This is a genomic window from Bradyrhizobium sp. Pha-3 (assembly GCF_042258325.1).
GTDB classification, from domain to species: domain Bacteria; phylum Pseudomonadota; class Alphaproteobacteria; order Rhizobiales; family Xanthobacteraceae; genus Bradyrhizobium; species Bradyrhizobium elkanii.
Map to the genome: position 1 here is coordinate 3,719,367 of NZ_CP170151.1, position 19,198 is coordinate 3,738,564.

18 protein-coding genes are annotated in these 19,198 nt (G+C 60.1%); 9 read left to right on the forward strand and 9 right to left on the reverse strand.

Annotation, left to right across the window (positions count from 1 at the left end):
* Positions 1–4 precede the first annotated feature (4 nt).
* The 6 genes from ACE10X_RS17095 to ACE10X_RS17120 all read left to right on the forward strand — a co-directional run bounded on the left by ACE10X_RS17095 (position 5) and on the right by ACE10X_RS17120 (position 6,272).
* A complete protein-coding gene (locus ACE10X_RS17095) occupies positions 5–1,399 on the forward strand; it encodes a pilus assembly protein TadG-related protein (protein ID WP_375764343.1) in 1,395 nt (464 codons plus the stop codon).
* Between the two features lie 422 nt (positions 1,400–1,821).
* Entirely contained in the window at positions 1,822–2,259 is a 438-nt protein-coding gene (locus tag ACE10X_RS17100) for a hypothetical protein (protein WP_209909516.1), read from the forward strand.
* A gap of 539 nt (positions 2,260–2,798) precedes the next feature.
* Positions 2,799–4,457 (forward strand): type II and III secretion system protein family protein, encoded by a 1,659-nt coding sequence (locus tag ACE10X_RS17105; protein WP_375764344.1) that lies wholly within the window; start codon positions 2,799–2,801, stop codon positions 4,455–4,457.
* Between the two features lie 12 nt (positions 4,458–4,469).
* On the forward strand, positions 4,470–4,871 hold the full coding sequence (locus ACE10X_RS17110; RefSeq protein WP_375764345.1) for a hypothetical protein: 402 nt from the start codon (positions 4,470–4,472) through the stop codon (positions 4,869–4,871).
* A gap of 173 nt (positions 4,872–5,044) precedes the next feature.
* Complete coding sequence (locus ACE10X_RS17115; protein WP_375764346.1) at positions 5,045–5,593, forward strand: tetratricopeptide repeat protein; 549 nt, start codon at positions 5,045–5,047, stop codon at positions 5,591–5,593.
* A gap of 136 nt (positions 5,594–5,729) precedes the next feature.
* On the forward strand, positions 5,730–6,272 hold the full coding sequence (locus tag ACE10X_RS17120; protein ID WP_375764347.1) for a hypothetical protein: 543 nt from the start codon (positions 5,730–5,732) through the stop codon (positions 6,270–6,272).
* Positions 6,273–6,503: 231 nt separating this feature from the next.
* Here ACE10X_RS17120 and ACE10X_RS17125 read toward each other — a convergent pair whose 3' ends face one another.
* The 7 genes from ACE10X_RS17125 to ACE10X_RS17155 all read right to left on the reverse strand — a co-directional run bounded on the left by ACE10X_RS17125 (position 6,504) and on the right by ACE10X_RS17155 (position 13,704).
* Positions 6,504–6,791 (reverse strand): DUF5658 family protein, encoded by a 288-nt coding sequence (locus ACE10X_RS17125; RefSeq protein WP_375764348.1) that lies wholly within the window; start codon positions 6,789–6,791, stop codon positions 6,504–6,506.
* Positions 6,792–7,122: 331 nt separating this feature from the next.
* The gene (locus tag ACE10X_RS17130) at positions 7,123–8,208 is read right to left on the reverse strand and encodes an acyltransferase family protein (protein ID WP_375764349.1); all 1,086 of its coding nucleotides are present in this window, start codon (positions 8,206–8,208) and stop codon (positions 7,123–7,125) included.
* Between the two features lie 257 nt (positions 8,209–8,465).
* Complete coding sequence (locus ACE10X_RS17135) at positions 8,466–8,864, reverse strand: hypothetical protein (protein ID WP_375764350.1); 399 nt, start codon at positions 8,862–8,864, stop codon at positions 8,466–8,468.
* Positions 8,865–8,932: 68 nt separating this feature from the next.
* The gene (locus ACE10X_RS17140) at positions 8,933–9,832 is read right to left on the reverse strand and encodes a phosphatase PAP2 family protein (RefSeq protein ID WP_375764351.1); all 900 of its coding nucleotides are present in this window, start codon (positions 9,830–9,832) and stop codon (positions 8,933–8,935) included.
* Between the two features lie 1,307 nt (positions 9,833–11,139).
* A complete protein-coding gene (locus ACE10X_RS17145; RefSeq protein WP_375764352.1) occupies positions 11,140–11,703 on the reverse strand; it encodes a hypothetical protein in 564 nt (187 codons plus the stop codon).
* A complete protein-coding gene (locus ACE10X_RS17150) occupies positions 11,700–12,857 on the reverse strand; it encodes an ERF family protein (RefSeq protein ID WP_375764353.1) in 1,158 nt (385 codons plus the stop codon). The genes ACE10X_RS17145 and ACE10X_RS17150 overlap by 4 nt, the downstream gene beginning before the upstream one ends.
* Entirely contained in the window at positions 12,841–13,704 is an 864-nt protein-coding gene (locus tag ACE10X_RS17155) for a YqaJ viral recombinase family protein (protein WP_375764354.1), read from the reverse strand. Before ACE10X_RS17155 ends, ACE10X_RS17150 begins: the two co-directional genes overlap by 17 nt.
* 859 nt (positions 13,705–14,563) lie before the next feature.
* Here ACE10X_RS17155 and ACE10X_RS17160 point away from each other — a divergent pair.
* The gene (locus ACE10X_RS17160; protein ID WP_375764355.1) at positions 14,564–14,782 is read left to right on the forward strand and encodes a hypothetical protein; all 219 of its coding nucleotides are present in this window, start codon (positions 14,564–14,566) and stop codon (positions 14,780–14,782) included.
* A 57-nt stretch (positions 14,783–14,839) separates the two neighbouring features.
* On the opposite strand, the gene ACE10X_RS17165 is transcribed toward ACE10X_RS17160, so the two are convergent.
* Positions 14,840–15,085: a helix-turn-helix domain-containing protein gene (locus ACE10X_RS17165; RefSeq protein ID WP_375764356.1), complete on the reverse strand. Its 246-nt coding sequence runs from the start codon at positions 15,083–15,085 to the stop codon at positions 14,840–14,842.
* Positions 15,086–15,343: 258 nt separating this feature from the next.
* Between ACE10X_RS17165 and ACE10X_RS17170 the strand changes: the two genes are divergently transcribed.
* Both ACE10X_RS17170 and ACE10X_RS17175 read left to right on the forward strand, forming a co-directional pair.
* A complete protein-coding gene (locus ACE10X_RS17170; protein ID WP_375764357.1) occupies positions 15,344–16,294 on the forward strand; it encodes a restriction endonuclease in 951 nt (316 codons plus the stop codon).
* Positions 16,295–16,526: 232 nt separating this feature from the next.
* Positions 16,527–17,681: a peptidase M15 gene (locus ACE10X_RS17175; RefSeq protein WP_375764358.1), complete on the forward strand. Its 1,155-nt coding sequence runs from the start codon at positions 16,527–16,529 to the stop codon at positions 17,679–17,681.
* A 151-nt stretch (positions 17,682–17,832) separates the two neighbouring features.
* Here ACE10X_RS17175 and ACE10X_RS17180 read toward each other — a convergent pair whose 3' ends face one another.
* Positions 17,833–19,161 carry a site-specific DNA-methyltransferase gene (locus ACE10X_RS17180; RefSeq protein ID WP_375764359.1) on the reverse strand — a complete coding sequence of 443 codons (1,329 nt, stop codon included), beginning with the start codon at positions 19,159–19,161 and terminating at the stop codon, positions 17,833–17,835.
* Positions 19,162–19,198 lie beyond the last annotated feature (37 nt).

A 19,198-nucleotide genomic window follows, 5' to 3' on the forward strand; every position in this document is an offset into this window, starting at 1 on the left:
AGCCATGACCGGAGTTTCCTGTCCGAAAGTTGGTCAATCCATGGTGCAGAACATCTCGCGTTTGATGCGGGATCGGCGCGGTGTAAGTGCGTTGATGTTCGTGGCATCTTCTGTCGGGTTTATGAGTATGGCTGGCTTCGGAATGGAAGTCAGCACGTGGTATCTTGAGCGGCGGCACGGACAAAACACTGCCGATGCAGCGGCCATTGCCGGAGTTTTGGCGATGATCCAAACCACGGGTACCCAAAACTCAGGCACCTACACCAGCGCACAGACCGCGGGCAGCAGCGTCGCGACTGACAACGGATATACGTCGGGATTGACGGACACGACGGTCACGATCCAGCCTGGCAACTATAGCGGCGGGACCTTTAGCGCCGACAGCGGATCTTGTTCGTCAAACTGCGATGCCGTGAAGGCAACCATCGTTCGGGGGATAAAGCGTAGTTTCACTGCTCTCGTCATGGGAAAGGGCTCGACGAATGTCACCGAGGTCGCGATTGCCGCCCGTTCAAACACTGGAGATGCATGTTCGCTAGCCTTGGGCGGCGGGCTTGGATTCAGTGGCAGCGCTGCAGTCACTGCGACAAACTGCTCTTTGGCCTCGAATAAAACCGGCCCGCAGTCCATTTCATTCAACGGCGCCGGCGCTAACAAAACACAGGCGAACGCTGTCCTGGTCGGCGCAGGCGGCTGTACACAAAACGGCTCCGGTAGCCCATGCACTCAGCAGGGCAATCTGATGTACCAGCCGTCCTCACGTGACCCGTATGCAGCGCTGCTAACAGACAATGCCGCGATTCCCTCAACGGTCAATGCCGCGAACTGTAATTCGGCTACGGCAGCCTCTCCGCACGTCATCTCCGCCGGAGTGTACTGTGTGGGAACAAATCTGACGATCAACAATGCTGGAAGCAGCCTGACACTCACTCCGGGAACCTACTTCTTCTATAATTCGTCCATCAGCGTGTCGGGCGGTACGCTCATTTGCAATGGTTGCACGATTATCTTCACCGGCACGAACGCCAACAAGCTTGGGTTGAGCGTCACCGGCGGCACTGTGACGATGAGTGCTACAAAAACACCTAAATACGCGGACGCGAACTATGCGGGCATCCTGTTCTATTTGGATTACAGATATGGAACACAGCAAGCCGGCTCCTGCGGCAACCCGCAGGTCAAGATAACAGGTAGCTCAACCATCACCCTGAACGGCGGGTTGTACTTCCCTAGCTCCAGCGTCTGTGTAACGGGCGGTGCATTCGCTACGTCAGAGAGCTGCTTCTCGCTCGTGGCCTGGTCAATATATTACAACGGGAATGCTACTGAGGCGCTGAGCGGCTGCAGCGCCACCGGCACCCAAACGGCCCAAACCAGGGCCGTAAACCTCGTGCAGTAGGGGTGAAACTATGAGGTGCCGCAGTTTCCTCGAGAACCAGCGTGGAGTCGCTGCATTTGAGTTCATCCTGATTGCTGCGATGGTGTTCACGCTTGCGCTCGCCGGAGTGGGTATTGGCGACGTCGCGCAACGAAACATTGCGATCCACACGGCGGTCAGAGCCGGCGGAGAATACGCTCGTTTTTTCCCCACCGATCAGACTGGCATCCAAAGCGCGATAACGAGTGCTCTCCCCTCGGGATGGACGTTAAGCGGAACGCCCACTGTCACGTGCTCCTGCGTAGGAGTAACGACGTCCTGTAGTGGAATTGCGACAGGTACTACATGCAATCCTCCATTTCTGGTCAAGGTCTCGGCCAGTATGCCTGCTTCAAGCATGAATGCGCTGGTCTGGTTGGGATCATTCAACAATCGTGCAAGCTATGAAGTCCGTATCCAGTAAAGCACTCGACCGGTCTGGAGCCGTCTCCTTTGAGCTCGCGCTCATCTTCATATCGTTTGTCCTGCTCTTTATTACAGTCAGCGACGTGGCGCGGTTCTATGTGACCGCAAACTCAGTCCGCACCCTGTCGAGCGAACTGGTGCGGCAAACCCTGATCTACTGCGCCACCCAGCCGCAAACGAGTGCATGTACGTTGCCGTCGACGGGTACAAACAGTGTCGCTACCGCGGAAGCGGTGGTGCCATTCCTCAAAGCGGCCGGTTTCGTTTCGTCACCCTCTGCTTCGCGAACCGCAATGAATACGACTACCGGCGCGATGAGCATCACGGCGAGCGCGAGCTACAAATTCAGTCTGATGCTACCCGTATGGAAAGGGGCCATCAGTCACGTTGCTCAGAGTACTCAGCTTGGCTACTGAGAACATCGCGGCGCCGTTTAACTAAGACGGGCGGCAATTCGCCTAGCGCGACGATAAATGGTCCCGCTGGGGCAGGGTCATTTGCTGTGTGGTGAGACCGCGCCGGGCATGTTCGCCAGGATTCCGTTCTGAGGAGGCCCGATTCGTTGGGTCTGATTGGAGGACTCAGGGCTGGGCAGGGCGTCAGAAGGGCCTCAGCCTGTTGGGCAGGCCGGCGAATGGCCCGGCGGGCTCCGGAAGTGGTGCGCTGTGGCAACATCGCGGAGTTTTCTCCGACGTTGTCGCAGTCCGGGAAAGCTCTTTCCTTGCAATCGAGGCGCGTGACAGAGGATGATCCAGGAGCCGCCATTTGCGGCCTGGCGTCGGGACGTGCCGGACCGAGTTGGTCTTGTGCTTCGGTTCAGCTTGCCAGGGTAAGTAACTATTTGTAGTTGAACAGGTTGTAAGCTCCATGGCGTGGTGCACGAAGGAGACTAGTCAGAACGCCGGGAGCCGTAAATTTACGGATGGCTGCGACAGCGGCGACGAAGGGGATTCGAATGAGTGGCGGTCGCGTCTGGGGTAGCGCGGAACGGAGCCTTGTCACCTTGGGCGCGATCGCTCTCGGTGCTGCGCTTGCCTTGCTTGGTTCGGCTGGTCACGCGGGGGCAGCAGAGCGGCGGGCACCTTCCGGCGGCGTCTTCGTCAGCGAGATGAACGACGTCCAGCGCGTTAAGGTGACCGTCAACAAGTCACGCACCTTCAGGGTCGAGACGGCGTTCTCTACGATCGTCGCGGGCTCGCCCGAGATCGTCGACGTGAAGTCGCTCAGCGACCACCTGATCTATGTCCAGGGCAAGAAGACCGGCACCACCAACGTCATCCTGTTCGACAGTTCGATGAAGCAGATCGGCATTCTCGATGTCGAAGTCACGCTCGACATCGGCAATCTGCAGCAGAACATCGCGGCCGGCACCGGTACGCGCGGCATTCGCGTGTCTGCATCCGAAGGCCAGGTGGTGCTGAGCGGAATGGCCGCCGATGCGGTCGCCGCGGAGCGGGCGCTGGCGATTGCCAAGGGCAGCGTTCCCGAGGGCGGCATCGTCGTCAATGCCATGAGCGTTGCGGCGCCGCAGCAGGTGATGCTCGAGGTGCGCTTCCTCGAGGTCAACCGGCAGGCGGGACGTGACCTCGGTGTGAACCTGTATGCCGCGAACGCCAACGGCACCAACGTTGCGAATACGGGACGGGGATCGTTGAACACGTCAGCGGGACGGGATCCTATTGGTGGTATCAATACCGCAAATGGCCCCCTGGGCACGGGAGGGGGGCAGGTGGGCGCTCCTCCCACTGGTAGCCTTCCTCTGCTTGCTACGGCAGGCACACTCATAGGTTCCGCCGGCGGCATATCTCCGGCCCCGTTCGGAAGCCTGCTGACCAGCATCTTGAGGACCAGCAACGGCAGTTCGGTCGACCTTCTGATTACTGCACTGGAAACCAAGGGACTTGCTCGCCGGCTGGCCGAGCCGAATTTGACCACGCTTTCCGGAGATGCCGCCCGCTTCCTCGCCGGCGGCGAATTCCCGGTGCCGATTCCGAGCAACACGACAAGTGGCTTTCCCACGGTGACGATCGAATACAAGAAGTTCGGCGTCGAGCTGGCCTTTGTGCCCACCGTGCTCTCGCGCGGCGTGATCAACCTTCGGGTCGAGCCCTCGGTCAGCGAGCTTGATTTCGCCAATGCGATATCGATCCAGGGGACAACGGTACCATCCTTGACCCGCCGCGACGCGCGCACCACGGTCGAATTGCGTGACGGCCAGAGCTTCGCCATCGCCGGCCTGTTGCAGACCCGTAACCGGCAGGACGTCTCACAATTGCCTTGGATCGGCTCGGTGCCTGTGATTGGAACCTTGTTCAGCAGCAAGTCGTACCAGCAGGAGGAAACCGATCTGGTCATCATCGTGACGCCGCGCCTGGTCGCGCCGGCGGCGCCCGGCCAGCAACTGGCGTCGCCGCTCGACTCCCGCCTGCCGGCCAACGACGTCGATTTCTTCCTCAACGGCCAGATGGAAGTCCGCAAGCGCTACGATGACTACGTCAACTCCGGCGGCGAGGTGAAGGGACCCTATGGCCACATCATCGCGCCCGATGCCGTCGTACGCGCTCCGCCACCGGCCGTTGGTGCAAACCAGCCGGTCGTGAAGACCCTGAACTAGAGGAGGCGAGAGATGACCATCCGATATCTGGCTTTGCTCGCACCCGTCCTGCTCGGCGGCTGCTACGGCGTCTACGGGCATGACGAGATGGACCGTTACGTTCAGCGTTCCGACACCATCACGATGAGCGCCGGCAACGCCAAGGAGGTCAACGCCGTCACCCACACGATCCATCCATGGCCGGCATATGTCGGCGATCGCCGGATCGCGTATGACGCGCGGCGCACGGGCGGTGCGGTGACACGCTATGGCAATCAGCAACGCCCGCTGGATCAGCTCCCCAACATGGGCCAGCCGACCGAAGCGATGGGCCAGCCACCACCGGTCACCACAATTCAGAATGTCAACACAACCGGATTGGGAGCGGGGACCGGAGGATCGGTGGCAGTCGGGGTAGGCGGAGGAGGCAGGTAACCAGCTGAAGGTTCAGCCTCTCGGGTACGTCCGTCTGTTGGGACAGAGAGTTTGGAAGTGAGGCTGTGCCGTTGGGTTCTGGCGCGGACAGTGTTCGGTCGCGCCGTCCGTTTTCGTAGGTAGTTTTCACGATGGTTTGTCTGATGACGCAGGGAAGTCGCCGGAGCTGGAGCATGGGACGAGGATTGCGGCGTCTCATTCCGGCGCTCGCCTGCTGCTGGCTGGCTGTGGGCCTCGCGGCCTGCGACTACACGACGCGGGAGGCCGCGATCGTTGCGCCCGTGGATCCGCCGGGCGGCGACCCCGTGCAGGAGCCGACCGACGTCAAATACTATCCCTCCGATGAACCGGTGCGGCTGGGGTTGGAGTTCTACAACCGCGGCAACTACGGGATGGCCCAGCGCTATTTCAAGGACGCCGTCGAGAAGGCGCCGAAGGACGTGACGGCCTGGGTCGGGCTGGCGGCGAGCTATGACCGGATACGCCGCTTCGATCTCGCCGACCAAGCCTATGCGTCAGCGATCCGGCTGGGCGGCGAGACTATCCAGATCCTCAACGATCAGGGCTATTCCTACATGCTGCGCGGCAATCTGAGCGCGGCGCGGAAGAAGTTTGAGAAGGCGTATTCGCTCGATCCGGGCAACCCGGTCATCGCCAACAATCTCGAGCTTCTCAACGGCAGCCGGAAGTTCATCGAGCGGCCACCAAACAATCAGCCATAGATCGCCCCTCGCCGCAGTGGCTTGATTTTAATGATGTTTTTGTCTGCAGACCGGTCTCTGGAAGAGTCCCGTTAAGACAAGTTAAATGCTTTCGACCCAAGATGGGCCAGACGTTTTTTAACGTATGGCCTGTTTCATGAATCGCCTTTTCAAGCTGCAATTTCTGGGTCCCTGTGTGCTGTTCGCCGCTACGCTTTGCGCTGAACTCGCTGCGCGGGCATTGCAATACGCGCCGAGCTCCGAGCTGCTCTGGTTCATCAATCTCAGGATCTTCGGCATCTTTCAGCGTAGCCACGCATTGTTGAGCGGGTACGTCGCGATCGACGGCTTTCAGCTCTTCGGGGTCGCGCTGCCGCTGTTCCTGCTGGCCTGTCTTGCCCTCGCAGCCAAGGCGAGGCCCGCATTCACGGTCGCAACGCACTTGAGCGCCGGCTATGCGGCCTTCCTGGTCTATTCCTGGCGTGCCGGCGTGCCCACCACAGCACAGGCTTCACTCGGTTTGAACGCGATTCCCTCCGGCGCTGGCCTGTACGTGGTGGCAACGATTTTGGGCGCTTGCTCCCTGTCGTTTGCGATCACGCATGTGCTTTATTTCCAGGCCGTCGGAAAGGAAATTGCAGCCTTGGTGCGATGGCTGCGACCAGGCTTGCAACGATCCGCCCTTCGCCCCAGAGCCTAGCCGGACGGTTTGCGGCTGCTGACACTCTTCATGAAACACCTAGTTTTACGCGCGGGGCGCGAAGCGCTGCTCGATTCGCTACGCGGCATCCTGGACAACAATCTGAGGGGCGCTGCGAGCAGGCATTATCACGAGCGCAGAAGATAAGCCGGTTGGCGGCCGGCCGTGCAAGAATTGATCGGGGTGATGAATAGGACTTGTCTAATCCGTGCGGCGAACGGCGGTCATGGTTCAGTTTGCGCCCGCGATGATGAGGAGATTGTTTATTACGGGCGTGGAGCAAAACGCTACCACCATGGTGATGTTGAAGAGGTTCTTGCTGCGCCAAAGCAATGCCATGACGACAAACGTCAAACCGAGTTTAGGGATCAGCCACCAGACACCGAACCATGCCTGAGCCATTTGCATGAACGGGTTCGCCTCGCCGAATCCAAGATCCAGAATCCTATTCGTGGTTACGAGGTCAGCGCATCCGAGTATCAGTACTGTGAACACCAGCAGTCCCTTAACCCAATTCATTTCAGCCTCTCGGTGCCGAACGTCGGAATGGTAAAGACCAAGTTGATAATGCAGATTCGTTAATTGTTTGCGCGAGCGGTGTTGCCACTTCAACGGGCTAGGATACGAAATGGTTCCGAGCTGCGTCGTCCCATCGCTCAGTCAACTTGATCAGACAACCTCGTACTCGAACGCGGCGCCCTGTGGTCGTTCTGCGCAAGCCAAGCCTCTGTCACCTCGACGGTCGCAATGACCCTGAAGTGCTCTGGGTCGCCAACGATTTTGCTCGCGTCGGTATGGATCCAAACTTCATCGCATCAGTCCCACCAGTTCGTTGACCTCGCTCAGGCGTTTATCGGCTTGTGCGTACGAGGTGCATGCACCGAATTCCTCGTACCGCATTACGCGCCGGTCGCTCGATCGCCAAATAACTGCCAATGAACACCGCGAGGGAAATTCCAGCGACAAGCGGATAGATGGACAACGGCCAAGTAGCAGGCAACCCGAACACGGCTACGACGCCGATGAAGAGAGCGAAGTGCGTCATATAGATCGAATACGAGATGACCCCGAGAAAGTACAGTGGCCCGGATCCCAGTAAGCGGGACGCGATAGACCTTTGATCGGTCGCCGCAAGCACCACAAATGGGTACAGGAGCATCAGGGCCTGCGAGTTGATCCGGTCGCAATATGCCAAGGTGGTGAGAAGGACGACGCCCGACCAGAGCAGTGCAGAGGATTTAGTGCAGAAGTTGTAAAGGCCGTCGCGCCTATCGTAGCATGAGAAGACTATCCAGCCCGCGGTGAAGCTGAAAACTCCGCGAAGCAAGTCGACCCAGTAGCTCCATTGGCTTTTCGGCTCATAGAGCTTTGGGATAAAGAGATTGCTGTCGAAGTGGCGCACGAACAAGGAGTAGGACGTCGCCGACAGCAGGACAATGCAGAGCAGTCTGATAGCGGCAGACCGCGGCGCTTTCTGGAAAAGCAGTAATGGAAACAGGAGGACGTAACAGAACCATTCGACGGATACTGACCATGCCGGTGAATTCCAATGAACTCCGGAGCCAATTATCGGCCACGAGTTCAGCATGAGCACCTGAAGTAAGAAGTCCGCGAGTGCGTGTCTGACAGGGTAGGTCGTTGGATCAATTTGCAGCGGCCAGACGATGGCACCTCCAACAATGACTAATGTCACGAGGTAGAGCGGACAGATCCGGGCGATACGCGCGGTCAAATAATGCGAAAACCGGAAGTCCTCGGGGCGATAAACGTACGAGAGCGTGAAGCCACTAAGACAGAAAAATAGATCAACGGCGTTATCCCAGATGAAGGGAGCGTCGGTGGGGTAAAGCTGCTGAAAATGACCTAGAGCAACCGCCATCGCCGCTATTCCGCGCAGCCCAGTCAACGCTCGTAGTTCCGGCCGCGAATCCTTCATTTGGCTGGCTCATTTCAGCTTCGACCTCGCGGCCGCCCCCGCGCGTTCCGTCAGCCTCTCGCAGCCCGCGGTGGAGGACAAGACTGGGTTTCTACGGGGTGACGCTATCCTCGAATATGTCGAGGCCATAGTCCTCTGGCTGGGATCGACGCACCAAGGAAGGCGAGCGATCCACATTCACGCAGAAATGGGTCTATTTCATCGGGCGGGTAGCCTCTGAGCAGGCGCAGCAAAAACAACTGCTGCGCAGGACGACCTCAGAGGCCAGCTAGGCTCGGCGATTCGACGCCCCAGCCATGACCGCCGGCAATTCCGGTCACCATGAGCCGAGAGATTGCTTCGTGACGGGTGAGGTTGAACGTGTTGCGGTCAAACCCTCTCTCAGGGTCGAGGCGCATGGCCGGAATGCCGCTTCGGTGCAGGTGACGAATGTGCAAGCCCCATTCAGATCGTTGCTGCACCAGGCGCGCCTTCACAGATACCAAATTCCTCGATCTCACCGATGATAGACTGGACGGCACAAATTGCTGTTGGTTGCTGCCATACCGTGACAATGAGCCGGTTACCCGCTCTATGGACCGCAAAAGCGTTGTGCGTTGCGGCACTCGCTCAATCGGATCAAGATGATTGCCCCGACTGACACTGTCGATCGTCACGTCCTTACGCCACTCCTGGAAGACGGGGCAGCTCTTTTTCGTTTAGCTGGCAATCAGAGAATGTAGCCTCATGGCGCGCTCGGCTCTGAACGAAGGGTCAGTTGTGCGCGGTCCCATATCGCGACTGCTCTCAGCACGAAGATTACCGCGCATGTGATGGCGGCACCGGCAATTATATCCACGAAATAGTGTCCGCCAATAACTGGCGTCGCACTGATCATGATCACATTCAGTGCGGCCAGTGCCGGGAACAGAAGCGGGATGCCTCTCGCCGTATAGACGAAAATGATTCCGAGCGCGGTATGGAAAGACGGAAAAGTCACAATCCCGTCGATGTTGCTCAGCGAGAGCTGCCGCAGGCTGCCGTCGCGCAGCCCGTTCAGGAGCGGGAGATAACTGAGATAATCCGCCGAAACCGACTGCAGTACTCGGTGGGTCGGCCACGCGCCAGTCGCGGGCAACACGGCCGAAATGATGACCATGATCACCAGCGTCGCAGCGCAGACCGAGATGAATTCTTCTGTTCGATGTACCCGCCTGGTAATGTTCAGCACCAGGAACAGCAGTGCCGTTTGCGCCTCTGTCGAGTTGTAGCCGATCTGCAAAATCCGCTTCAGCCCGGGATTTGACTGCACGTAATCAAACGCCGCAAGCCAGTCGAGGCCGATTGTCGCGTCTGCCTTGGCGAGGTAGCGATCAATCAGCGGGAAATTGAACGCCGCAACTAGGCACGACAATATGGTCAGCGTACAGCCGAGCGCCAGGTATTGCGCGACGCTGCCGCAGAGCCAGGCGAGGCGGGCATCCGGCCGGGCGAAGCGATAGACGATGTAGATTGCCAGCAACCAGCCGACGAGGGCGACAAACCATAGCTCGATCACGACGTGAATTCCGAGAAACCGCGCAATGATGAAGTCCAAAAGCGCAACACACGCGGTCACCGCCCAGCGAAAACCTTCGCCGCTCAATTCTAGCACTCCCAGAATGATTTATAGTTTGAAATGGCAGGAGCTTACACGGCAACCCACGCACGAGCAATGCCAGATACACCCGTGTTCACCCGGAGGGTTAACTGCTAGAGGAGGGGGTATCGTTTTTACTGCGGCGCTAACGTCGATGCGATCGATTCGTTCCTCGTGCCCGAGTTGCTCGCTCGGGCGCATTGGTTTATTCCGCCGTCGCGGTGATGGAAAAGGGCACCTCGACGTCATTGGCTGGGATCGTGGCCACCGGTATCTTCTTGGTTTGGCATAACGCGGCCTCAGCGCCAAGGCCCCGCACGCCAGAGCGTCCATGAACATAGGAGCCGACCATTGGCCACGCATTCCACATGGCGAGCTGCAATGTGAAATCCAAGACCGCGCTGCGGACAGGGGTAGCTGATCGGATTGACAACAATGGCCAGACCTCGAGAGCAGCCGGCTACGATCAAGCGGGCTAAAAGGGCAAATTTGAGCGGCGAGAGCCGTCAGATAGCTCGAAGTCGCATTTGCGCCCGCAGCTCCTGCCGCGGAGCGAGATCTTGAGCGGAATCGCCCTGCTCAATCTGCTGAATTTTCACCGCCGCTGCGTTGTTAGACGACGCCCATAAGCTGAATGCCTTCGATCATATCGCGCGCCGACCGTTCGATGACAATTAGGTGCAAACTGCGTCGGCGAACGTCGCCTCTATTAAGAGCAGGTAGATCGACGCCGACCACGTATCAAGCGAATTGAAGGCTCGGCTGAATGCGACGAAAACATCGAAGTGCGTCATGTAGATCGAATAGGAAATAACGCCAATGCAGCGGTACTGATCCAAGCAGGTGTGATGGAGCCGATGTCTGGTTCGTCGGGGCAAGCACAATGAACGGAAACAGAAACACAAGTGCCTGTGACCTTAGCTCCGGCCGCGAATCTCGCATAGGTGGGCCGCCGCTCCCTCAAGAGGCACGACAACGGTGTGCATGCCGAAAATGAAACTGAGGAAAGCAATTGCCCCAGACTAACCGGCTTATTGTATTCCCTGTAAGGGGAAAGGGCAGGGTATCCCAACTAAGCGGGCAGGGAAGTGCGCGTCGAATCGCGGTCTATCGCTTTCAGCGCAATAGCTCTGGGTTGAGGTGAACCCGCTGTGGAGCGCCACCAGCCTGTTTCGACGGAGAGTTGATTGATCGCTCGGGGGGCTGTCGTTAGTAGGCCCGTTATGCTGTTCGGCGGCAGATGAAGTCGGCGAGGCGGCAGTGCTCTTCGCTTGGCCATGGGTTCATGGTTTGCCCGAAAGATGGAAGCGAGACTAATCTGGAAATCGATACCTTCTGATCTCCCTGATGAGCAGCAGTCGTCTGGCTTGCGCGGTAGTGAGCAGGCCCTCGAACAAGATGAAGACCTCGCGTGCCTGGACGTAGACGTCGGTGTTGATGAAATGCTGATCGAAGCCGTACGACGCCAGACGCGCCTCGATCTCGGTCGTGGCAACAGGGTCGAGCCGCCAACTCAGCGCGTTCTGATGTGTGTAATAGTCGGCCTGGTCTTCGAACTCTGGCGCGATCCCGACTAGGTCGATACTACGTAAGGCGGCCTCAATCGCCTTTTGCCGATAGGTCACAAGCAGCTGGTGGCGCAAGAGGCGGTAACGCTGGATCTCCCAGGAGAGTTCGGCAACATCGATGGCGAGCAACCATTCGATGGCAGATCGCGGTGCCAAATCGGCGAAGATCGCCTGACGTAGCGCGTGGTAGTGATCAAGGCGTTCACCGGGGAGCAGCAGGGGAGGTGGCGCCAACACGTCAAACTCGACCGGCAGCGTTGCTGCGGCTAGCTCATGCGCGGTTTGGACGGTTTGGAATGGCCCGTTCATCGTGGGGAAGCCTCCGATCTCAAGGGCGGTGAGGCGGCCGCGTTGACGACGGCGGTAAGCTGGCCATGGATCGGACTTGCCGCCCACAGGTCATGCGCCACCCGCAGCGGTTCGATCTGCAGGTTCGCCCACCACGCCTTTTCATTGCCATGGCGGTGGAGATCCTGGTGATGCGCGCGGCAGAGCGGCACGGTGAACTCATCGCTGACCTTGCGGCCCAGAGTCCTCGGTTGGGCGAACTTGAGGTGGTGGGCATCGGTCGGGGTTTGTTTGCAGACGAGACAGGGCTGTCCGCGGACGAAGAGCAAATGCGCCTTGCTGCGCTTGCGAGGGGTCTCCTTCGGGAACGCGAGCCCGGCGTCGGGAGCATCGGGCCGGGCTTGCGCTTGACGGGCCGCAGCGTCCTGTGGGGCAGGGGCCGGCGACACCGACGGCTCGCCGCTGGCTTCGCCGAGCGGGGGTGGCGCGGCATCGAGCCGCCGCTGGTAGGCAGCCTCCACGCGCCGGGCGTCGTCCTCGATGAGGGTGTTCTTGAGCGGCAGGTTCGCCTTGGCCCAGGCCAGCAGGTCCTCGGTTGAAGGTGAGGTCTCGAGCTGGGTCAGGAGCCGCGCGCAGAGCGCGGCGGATTGCTCGCGGCCAAGCACCGCCGGCCGGTTGAGGATGCCCTTAGGAGGCCTGGCCTTCGCGCCAGGAAGGCCTTGCGGTTCGGCCGGCGGTGGACCGGCCGTTGCGTCGGGGGCGTCGAGGTCGTCCTCGCCGGCGATCCCGACCAGGGCGAAGAGGGCGTAGCGGCGGGCATAGGTTAAGGCTGCGCCCATGCGGTGCGGCGCCTCGGTGTCCTTGGCGGCGCAGACCGGAAGATCGGAGGAGATCCATTCCCCGGAGGAATGGGCGAGCAGGGTGGTGAGGTGAATCTGCGCGGTGGCCGCCTCCAAGCGGGTGGTCTGGACGGTGGCGATCTCCTGCTGGCTTAGGGCTTTGCGGACGATGTCGAGGCCGGAGGCAAGCGAGGCGTAGCGGAAGGTCCGATCATCCTCCCTGGGGAAGGGCGAGCGAATGGTGGCGGTGAGCGTCTTCTCGGGGTTGACGAGGTCGGCCTGGGCCCGCGCCAGGGCGGCGGCGATGGCGCCGATGCTCTCACTGGACTGCAGCATCGGCATTCTCCACCTCGACGGCGTCGAAGCTGATCGCACCGGATTTCGACCGCTTGGCGCGCACGCCATGGCCGGCCGCCTCCTTGGCATCCTCAGGCACAAGCGCCTTCAGCTCTGCTTTCGCCACCTCGTGGTCGCCATGGGCGGCCCGGGTGCGCAGATAGGTCGCGGCCAGCGGGGCCCAAAGATTGGATCCGCTCATGTCGACGACCTTTACTGCTTCCAGCCGCGGCCGGGGTGCCTCGATGTTGAACGGGACCGGCGGGTCGCCGGTCTTCACGCAGCGCCAGAACTTCTTCTCGGCGGTAAGCAGGAGGTGCTGATAGAGCGGGTCGGCGTGGATGTTGATCTCGACCCATTTGCCGCCGCCGGTGATGATCGACAACACCGCCGATCGCACGGCCACGACCCACATGTTGTGCTGTAGCTGCGCCATGTGTTTTTCGGCGGCGCCCTCCTCGGTGAAAGCCCAGGGCAGCATGAATTTGGCTTCGAATACGGCGCCGGTCTGCTCGACGATGCCGTCCAGCGTTGCCGCCATCCATGCATGGACGGGGTGACGCACCCGCCTTTGGATGTCCTTCAGGGTCTGGCCGCTATTGCGCTGGTACCAGCTCCGATTGAGCTCTTCAGTGACGGTGCCGAGTTGGACAACCAGATTGCCTGATAAGTCCGTGGGCTCGACCTCGCCGCGCTTTTCCTTCCATAGGCGAATGAGGTCGGCCTCATCATTGCCCATGATGACGCGGGCATCCGAGCCGCCGATGAAATGGCGGCGATCGGCGGGGTTAAACTTAACGAGTTGGAAGGGTGGCTCCGTTGTGCCACCGGTCTGAACAGCACTCACCGGTATCTCCTGATCCGAACTGCGCGGCGATGATTGCCGCACTGCCCAAACCCCGCGGGATGCGAGGTGAGAAACCGGGGCCGTTTTTGTGCCCGGCCGACTCAGTAACGCTCCGTTTGCCGCGGAAGGCCAGTGCTTTCTGCAGCAACAATCTTGCTCTTTTGGACGCCAAAGCTTGATGGGGATAGCGGATCGGAGCGAGGTGGTGGCTGTGACCGGCGAAGGAGGAGATAGGCATGGCGTCAGATCGACAAATCGAAGCCAATCGGAGAAATGCCAAGCGCAGCACTGGTCCGAAGACAGAACAAGGGAAGGCCCGATCAAGCCGGAATGCGCTCCGCCACGGGTTGTCACGGCCATGGCCGCATGACAATGCTGGGTGTGCGGCGCTGACACGGGCCATCTTGGAGCTGGAAGAGGCGTCCTCTATCGAACCAACCGACGCTGTACGAACCAAGTTGGAGCTCGCCCGCATCCGCGTCGTCCGTCACGAATTACTCGCTGCCTTCTTAAAGGCTCCCGACGCAAAACTGCGAAAACGGATGCGGGGCCTGGAACGCTACGAGCGTGCGGCCTTTGCTCGGCAGAAGCGGATGATGCGTGGGCGCAGCAGATAACGACTTCGATTTGACATCGAGCAAAGCAAAGCCAAATCCGAATGCCGCCCTTGGTCAAAGGCCAGCGAAGCCATCCGAAGGCGACGAAGACCGTTGGTGCCGTCGCGGACGGTAAGGCTCCGCCGGATCGGCCTCCTCGAACGGGCGACAAAGCAGCCGCAGGATCGGTGCAAATCGACTGGACTTGCGGCGCAAACGGAGCGTTGCTGCAATGCATAGAGAGTAAGGAGGGAGCGCGTGCGATGGACGCCCAATGGATCGAGCCGGCGATCACGGTCTGTCTTCAGGCGATTCATGCCAAGCTCAAGGAGGCTGAGCAGATTGCCAGAGCCGCGGCTGCCTGCGCCGAAACGGGAAGCGTTAGCGAAGGCGTGCGGGTCTCCATGGAGATCGAGCTGATCTATGACGCCGGCCGACTCCAGGACGCCGCCAGCCTGCTCAAAACCTTCCTTCGCCCGTAGATGCGTATCGCGGCATTCCAGGCCCGGGAAGATCGGCAATGACAGGTTGCTTGGTGCCTAGCGGCTCTTGCCGCGTAAAAATAGCCTGAACAGCTTGCCGGGATCAGCGCCGAGGGCTTCAGCAATGGCGATGAACTCGATGACATCGAGCCGCCGTTCGGCGCCCTCATATTTGGCGACAAAAGATTGCGGCTTGCCGAGTTTCTTGGCGAGCGCGTGCTGTCGAATGCCGGCCTTCTGTCGTTCCGCGACGAGGAGCGCAATGAGGCGTTGATATTCGGCTGACTGGAGGGATTTTTGCATCGCCGCCGGGCAGTGGGGATTCGGGCGACAGACAATTTGATCCTGGATTCGGATTATCCCAAAACGGGATATTATTAACCGTAACCTCTTAGATTCGGGACATTCGCTCGACTTTAGGACCGGAACGAGCGAACTGATCGGTCCGCGATGATGCTGTTGGGATTGGCGGAGATGGCGATACAGAGCAGCGGCGTAGGAAGGCCTATCGAGGAGCGGAACCGGAGCCGTTCCGTAGCCATACCGAGCGCGCGCCGATGTGTGAGCCGCGCGGATGAACCGTTCCCGTTCAAAGTTGGCGCGGTGCGCTACATTAAGCTGGGTGAGCGCGGCAAATGGGCCAGAGAGGCGACAAGGGAAGGCATTCTGCCGTTTGGATATCGCGCCGTAGCACATTCGGCGTGCGTGCAGGGCGATTGGGACAGGGTGCGCCAAGAGCTCGCCGCGATGGGCCGAACGAAAGCCGGAGTGGGGCAGGGCCTGCGCGAACTCCAGGCGTTTTATTCGATGGGTGAAGATACGCTATGGGTGACCATTGCGGATGGACATCTTTGGTGGACGTTTGCGGACGCGCGTGTGATTGCGGGCGATCCAGACGATGAGGCGGCGCCGGCCCGATTTCGTCGCACGCGCGGCGGCTGGCGGTGCACTAGCCTGAGCGGGAAGGCGCTGACGTCGCGCAGCTTAAGCTCGGCGTTGACCAGCACCGCGAATTACCAGATGACGATCTGCGCGGTCCGGCAGGCGGACTATTTGTTGCGACGGATCCGCGGCGAAGCCGAGCCGCTGCGCGTCAAGGCCGATCAATTGCTATCGGAGATGACCGCGGCCGTTGCCGCCATGGTGCGTCGGCTCGACTGGCGGGATTTCGAGACGCTGATCGATTTGATCTTCTCCCGCGGTGGTTGGCAGCGAACCAGCTCACTTGGTGGCAACCAGGCCGACGTCGATTTGATTTTGAGGCAACCGATCACCGGCGAAACCGCTTGGGTGCAGACCAAATCCCGAACCTCGCAGGCCGAATTCGACGACTACCTTGGCCGGTTTGAACGCGAGGCGAGCTGCGATTTCTTCTTCTTTATCTATCACAGCGCGCCTCGCCCGATTGATGGGCCTGCCCGTATGAAGGTCCGTCTTTGGCCGGCCGACCAAATAGCGAGCGCGGCGATCGACGCCGGTCTGGCGCGCTGGCTGTCCGACCGCTCGACGTGACGTGGTCAACTCTTGATCCAATCCTCTCTAAGCCGGCAGAGGTAACCTTTCGCGCCGTACCAATTTTAACGGTGTCGAAAAGTGCCATCGGGGCAACGAGTTGCATTCTAGCAACATGGTTCGGAAAGGTGCGTCGTTAACCTTCTTCGGCCATTGCGCGACCGCGCCTTGAGCCGACAATCGGCCTCGTCACATGCAGCAATCTGGGTCCCGAGGACCGGTGGAGGCTGGGATGATGAACTCGCGGCGGGTGCGGGCCGCGGCGTTGGGCGGGGCGGTCGTTCTGTCGGGCTGTATTGTCTCGTGCTTTGCGGCGTTCGGTTCGGCTGGCATCGAGAAGATCGGTGCGTCAGTCACCGGTGCGTCAGTTGATGAGTCCCGCGCACGTGGTGTCGTCGCCGATGCCGTGGCCGTGACATCACCGGCAAATGCCACGTCGAACGCTGCCGTCGATGGCCCTAATGCCGTGACCATGAGCGAACAGGAAGCAGCGGCGACCACCAATGCTGCGCCGACCGTGCACGAGACGGAACCTATCGTCGCGGCCGCGTTGACCGATCCGGCGCTGCCGCCGGACACCCAACTGGTAGAGGCGCCGGCAGCGAACACGCCGGATTCGGCGTCCCGCGCGATCAAGTCGGTGGTGGATTCCGTCGAAATCCTCGACGAGTGCTGGGACGTCAGCGCCTGCATCGACCGCTATCTGTGGGCGCTCTATCAAAGGACGCCCAAGGAAGACACCATCAAGGTGCCGGAGCAGACGCAAGTGACGGTCAAGAGAAGGAAGAAGACGGTGACGGTCACCAGAACCTTCATCAGGCTTGTCGATGAGGATTTCGCCTGGAAGGACGCCAAGGCGGCCGAACGAGCCGGCATGCCCATGATGGACTACGTCATGGGCGGCGTCGATCGAAGCTTCAAGCTAAAGCTCTTTCATGCGCTGCTCGCGGCGGAACGGGCCGGCCTGTCACCCGGTATCACCAGCGCCTTCCGCGATGACTACCGCCAGTCGATTGCAAGCGGGCTGAAGGCCGCCAGCAACAGGTCGTATCACGGCGGCAGCCTTCGTGGCGGCTACGGCCATGGGCTCGCGGCCGACATCGTCAGCATCGACGGCGCGACACGCGACGACCGCTTTAGATCATCGGAAAAGCTCTGGAAATGGGTCGACGCGCACGGCAGGGAGTTTGGCGTCGCGCGCCCCTATCTCGATTTTGACCCGGCCCATCTGGCGCCGATCGATGGCCGAGAATATGCTGCCCACCGCGGCGGCGTCAAAACGCGCCATGTGGCGCTGGACGCGAGGACGCGCCGCGCGGCGCACGATAATCGCGCCGCGGTGAAACGGGCGAAGACCGCGAAGTCATCAAAGCTGCGAACGATCTGAGCGGGGATCACGATGGCCCCTATGGTGGGGTTAGCCCACCGGGTCCGCGCAAAAGCGCGGCCCGACGGCTCCGGCGTAACTTAAAACAAAATATCGAGTTCATGGACGCGATGTCCCGGCCATTGCACTTTGCTTTTGAGAGAACCATTCATCAATCGCGCTCGTTTTCAACAGCGACGGTGCGTGCTTGGAACGGCTCGCCCGTTGCCTTAAGGACGGCGTCGAGGCCGCAGGCGGTTTGCATGCGCCGCACGGCGATGTCGCAATATTGCGAGTCAAGCTCGATGCCATAGCCGACCCGTCCGGTTCGCTCGGCTGCGATCAGGGTGGTTCCTGAACCGACAAAGGGATCGAGGATGATACCGTTGCGATGGGAGCAATCACGGATCGCGTCGGCGACTAAGGCAACGGGCTTGACGGTTGGATGCAGCACAAGGTCCTCGCGGCCATCGCCGAAGCCGCTTGCGCCGGCGTAGGTCCAGACATTGCTGCGGTTGCGGCCATACTTGCCAAGCCCGATGTTGTTGAGGTGCGGCGCCGTTCCTGCCTTGAAGACCAAAACGAGCTCATGCTGTGAGCGGTAGAGCGAGCCCATACCGGCGTTGCTCTTGACCCAGACGCAGATATTTTTGAGCTCGGTATAAGCCGCCTGGCCGGCGCTCATCATATGCACGATATGGCGCCAATCGATGCATTGAAAATGGATGGCGCCATCGTCGGAGTAGGCGACGAGGTGGGCGAAGACCTCGGACAGAAAGTTTGTGAATTCGCCGTCCGACATCTCGCCCGAGGCCATGGCAAATTCGCGATGTTGAATCTGGCCAAGCCCGCCGACATGGCCTGCGATCGGAACATTGTAGGGCGGATCGGAGAACACCATTTGGGCGCGCGCATTGCCGAGCAGGGCCAGGTAGGTCTCGCGCTTTGTTGCATCGCCGCAGATCAACCGGTGCGGCCCGATGCACCAGATGTCACCGGTTTGGCTGATCGCTGGCCCCTCGGGCGGTGGGATCGGCAGGTCCGCGGCATCCTGCTGGGTGTTTGTCGCCTCGCTGATTAAGATGTCTATCTCCGGGAGCTCAAAGCCGGTGATCGTAACGTCCAGATCGATCTCAAGATCTGAGAGGTACTGCAGCTCAAGGCCGAGCAGTTTCCGATCCCAGCCGGCATTCTCGGCAAGCTTGTTGTCGGCAATGACATAGGCACGGATCTCGCTCTCGCTCATCTGCGAGAGGCGGACGGTCGGTACCTCGGCAAGGCCGATGGTCTTTGCAGCCTCAAGGCGGCCGTGCCCTGCGATCACACCATTGTCGTCATCGACCAGAACCGGGTTGGTGAATCCGAATCGTTGGATCGCCTTTGCAATTTGGGCGATCTGCTGCCTTGAATGGGTGCGGGGATTGTTCTTACGCGGGTTAAGATCGCAGATGCTTTGGTAGGTGAGGTCGAGTTTTCTGGTCCAGCGTGGATTATCTAACATGGTGGTCTCCCGTTGTGGTTCGCAGGAGAGACCTACA

Excerpts from the sequence above, each read along its gene's own strand:
- ACE10X_RS17145 (WP_375764352.1), bottom strand. The coding sequence starts at position 11,703 with ATGAACGGGCCATTCCAAACCGTCCAAACCGCGCATGAGCTAGCCGCA.
- ACE10X_RS17100 (WP_209909516.1), top strand. The coding sequence starts at position 1,822 with ATGAAGTCCGTATCCAGTAAAGCACTCGACCGGTCTGGAGCCGTCTCC.
- ACE10X_RS17175 (WP_375764358.1), top strand. The coding sequence starts at position 16,527 with ATGATGAACTCGCGGCGGGTGCGGGCCGCGGCGTTGGGCGGGGCGGTC.
- ACE10X_RS17115 (WP_375764346.1), top strand. The coding sequence starts at position 5,045 with ATGGGACGAGGATTGCGGCGTCTCATTCCGGCGCTCGCCTGCTGCTGG.
- ACE10X_RS17180 (WP_375764359.1), bottom strand. The coding sequence starts at position 19,161 with ATGTTAGATAATCCACGCTGGACCAGAAAACTCGACCTCACCTACCAA.
- ACE10X_RS17165 (WP_375764356.1), bottom strand. The coding sequence starts at position 15,085 with ATGCAAAAATCCCTCCAGTCAGCCGAATATCAACGCCTCATTGCGCTC.
- ACE10X_RS17105 (WP_375764344.1), top strand. The coding sequence starts at position 2,799 with ATGAGTGGCGGTCGCGTCTGGGGTAGCGCGGAACGGAGCCTTGTCACC.
- ACE10X_RS17160 (WP_375764355.1), top strand. The coding sequence starts at position 14,564 with ATGGACGCCCAATGGATCGAGCCGGCGATCACGGTCTGTCTTCAGGCG.
- ACE10X_RS17095 (WP_375764343.1), top strand. The coding sequence starts at position 5 with ATGACCGGAGTTTCCTGTCCGAAAGTTGGTCAATCCATGGTGCAGAAC.
- ACE10X_RS17150 (WP_375764353.1), bottom strand. The coding sequence starts at position 12,857 with ATGCTGCAGTCCAGTGAGAGCATCGGCGCCATCGCCGCCGCCCTGGCG.
- ACE10X_RS17110 (WP_375764345.1), top strand. The coding sequence starts at position 4,470 with ATGACCATCCGATATCTGGCTTTGCTCGCACCCGTCCTGCTCGGCGGC.
- ACE10X_RS17130 (WP_375764349.1), bottom strand. The coding sequence starts at position 8,208 with ATGAAGGATTCGCGGCCGGAACTACGAGCGTTGACTGGGCTGCGCGGA.
- ACE10X_RS17120 (WP_375764347.1), top strand. The coding sequence starts at position 5,730 with ATGAATCGCCTTTTCAAGCTGCAATTTCTGGGTCCCTGTGTGCTGTTC.
- ACE10X_RS17125 (WP_375764348.1), bottom strand. The coding sequence starts at position 6,791 with ATGAATTGGGTTAAGGGACTGCTGGTGTTCACAGTACTGATACTCGGA.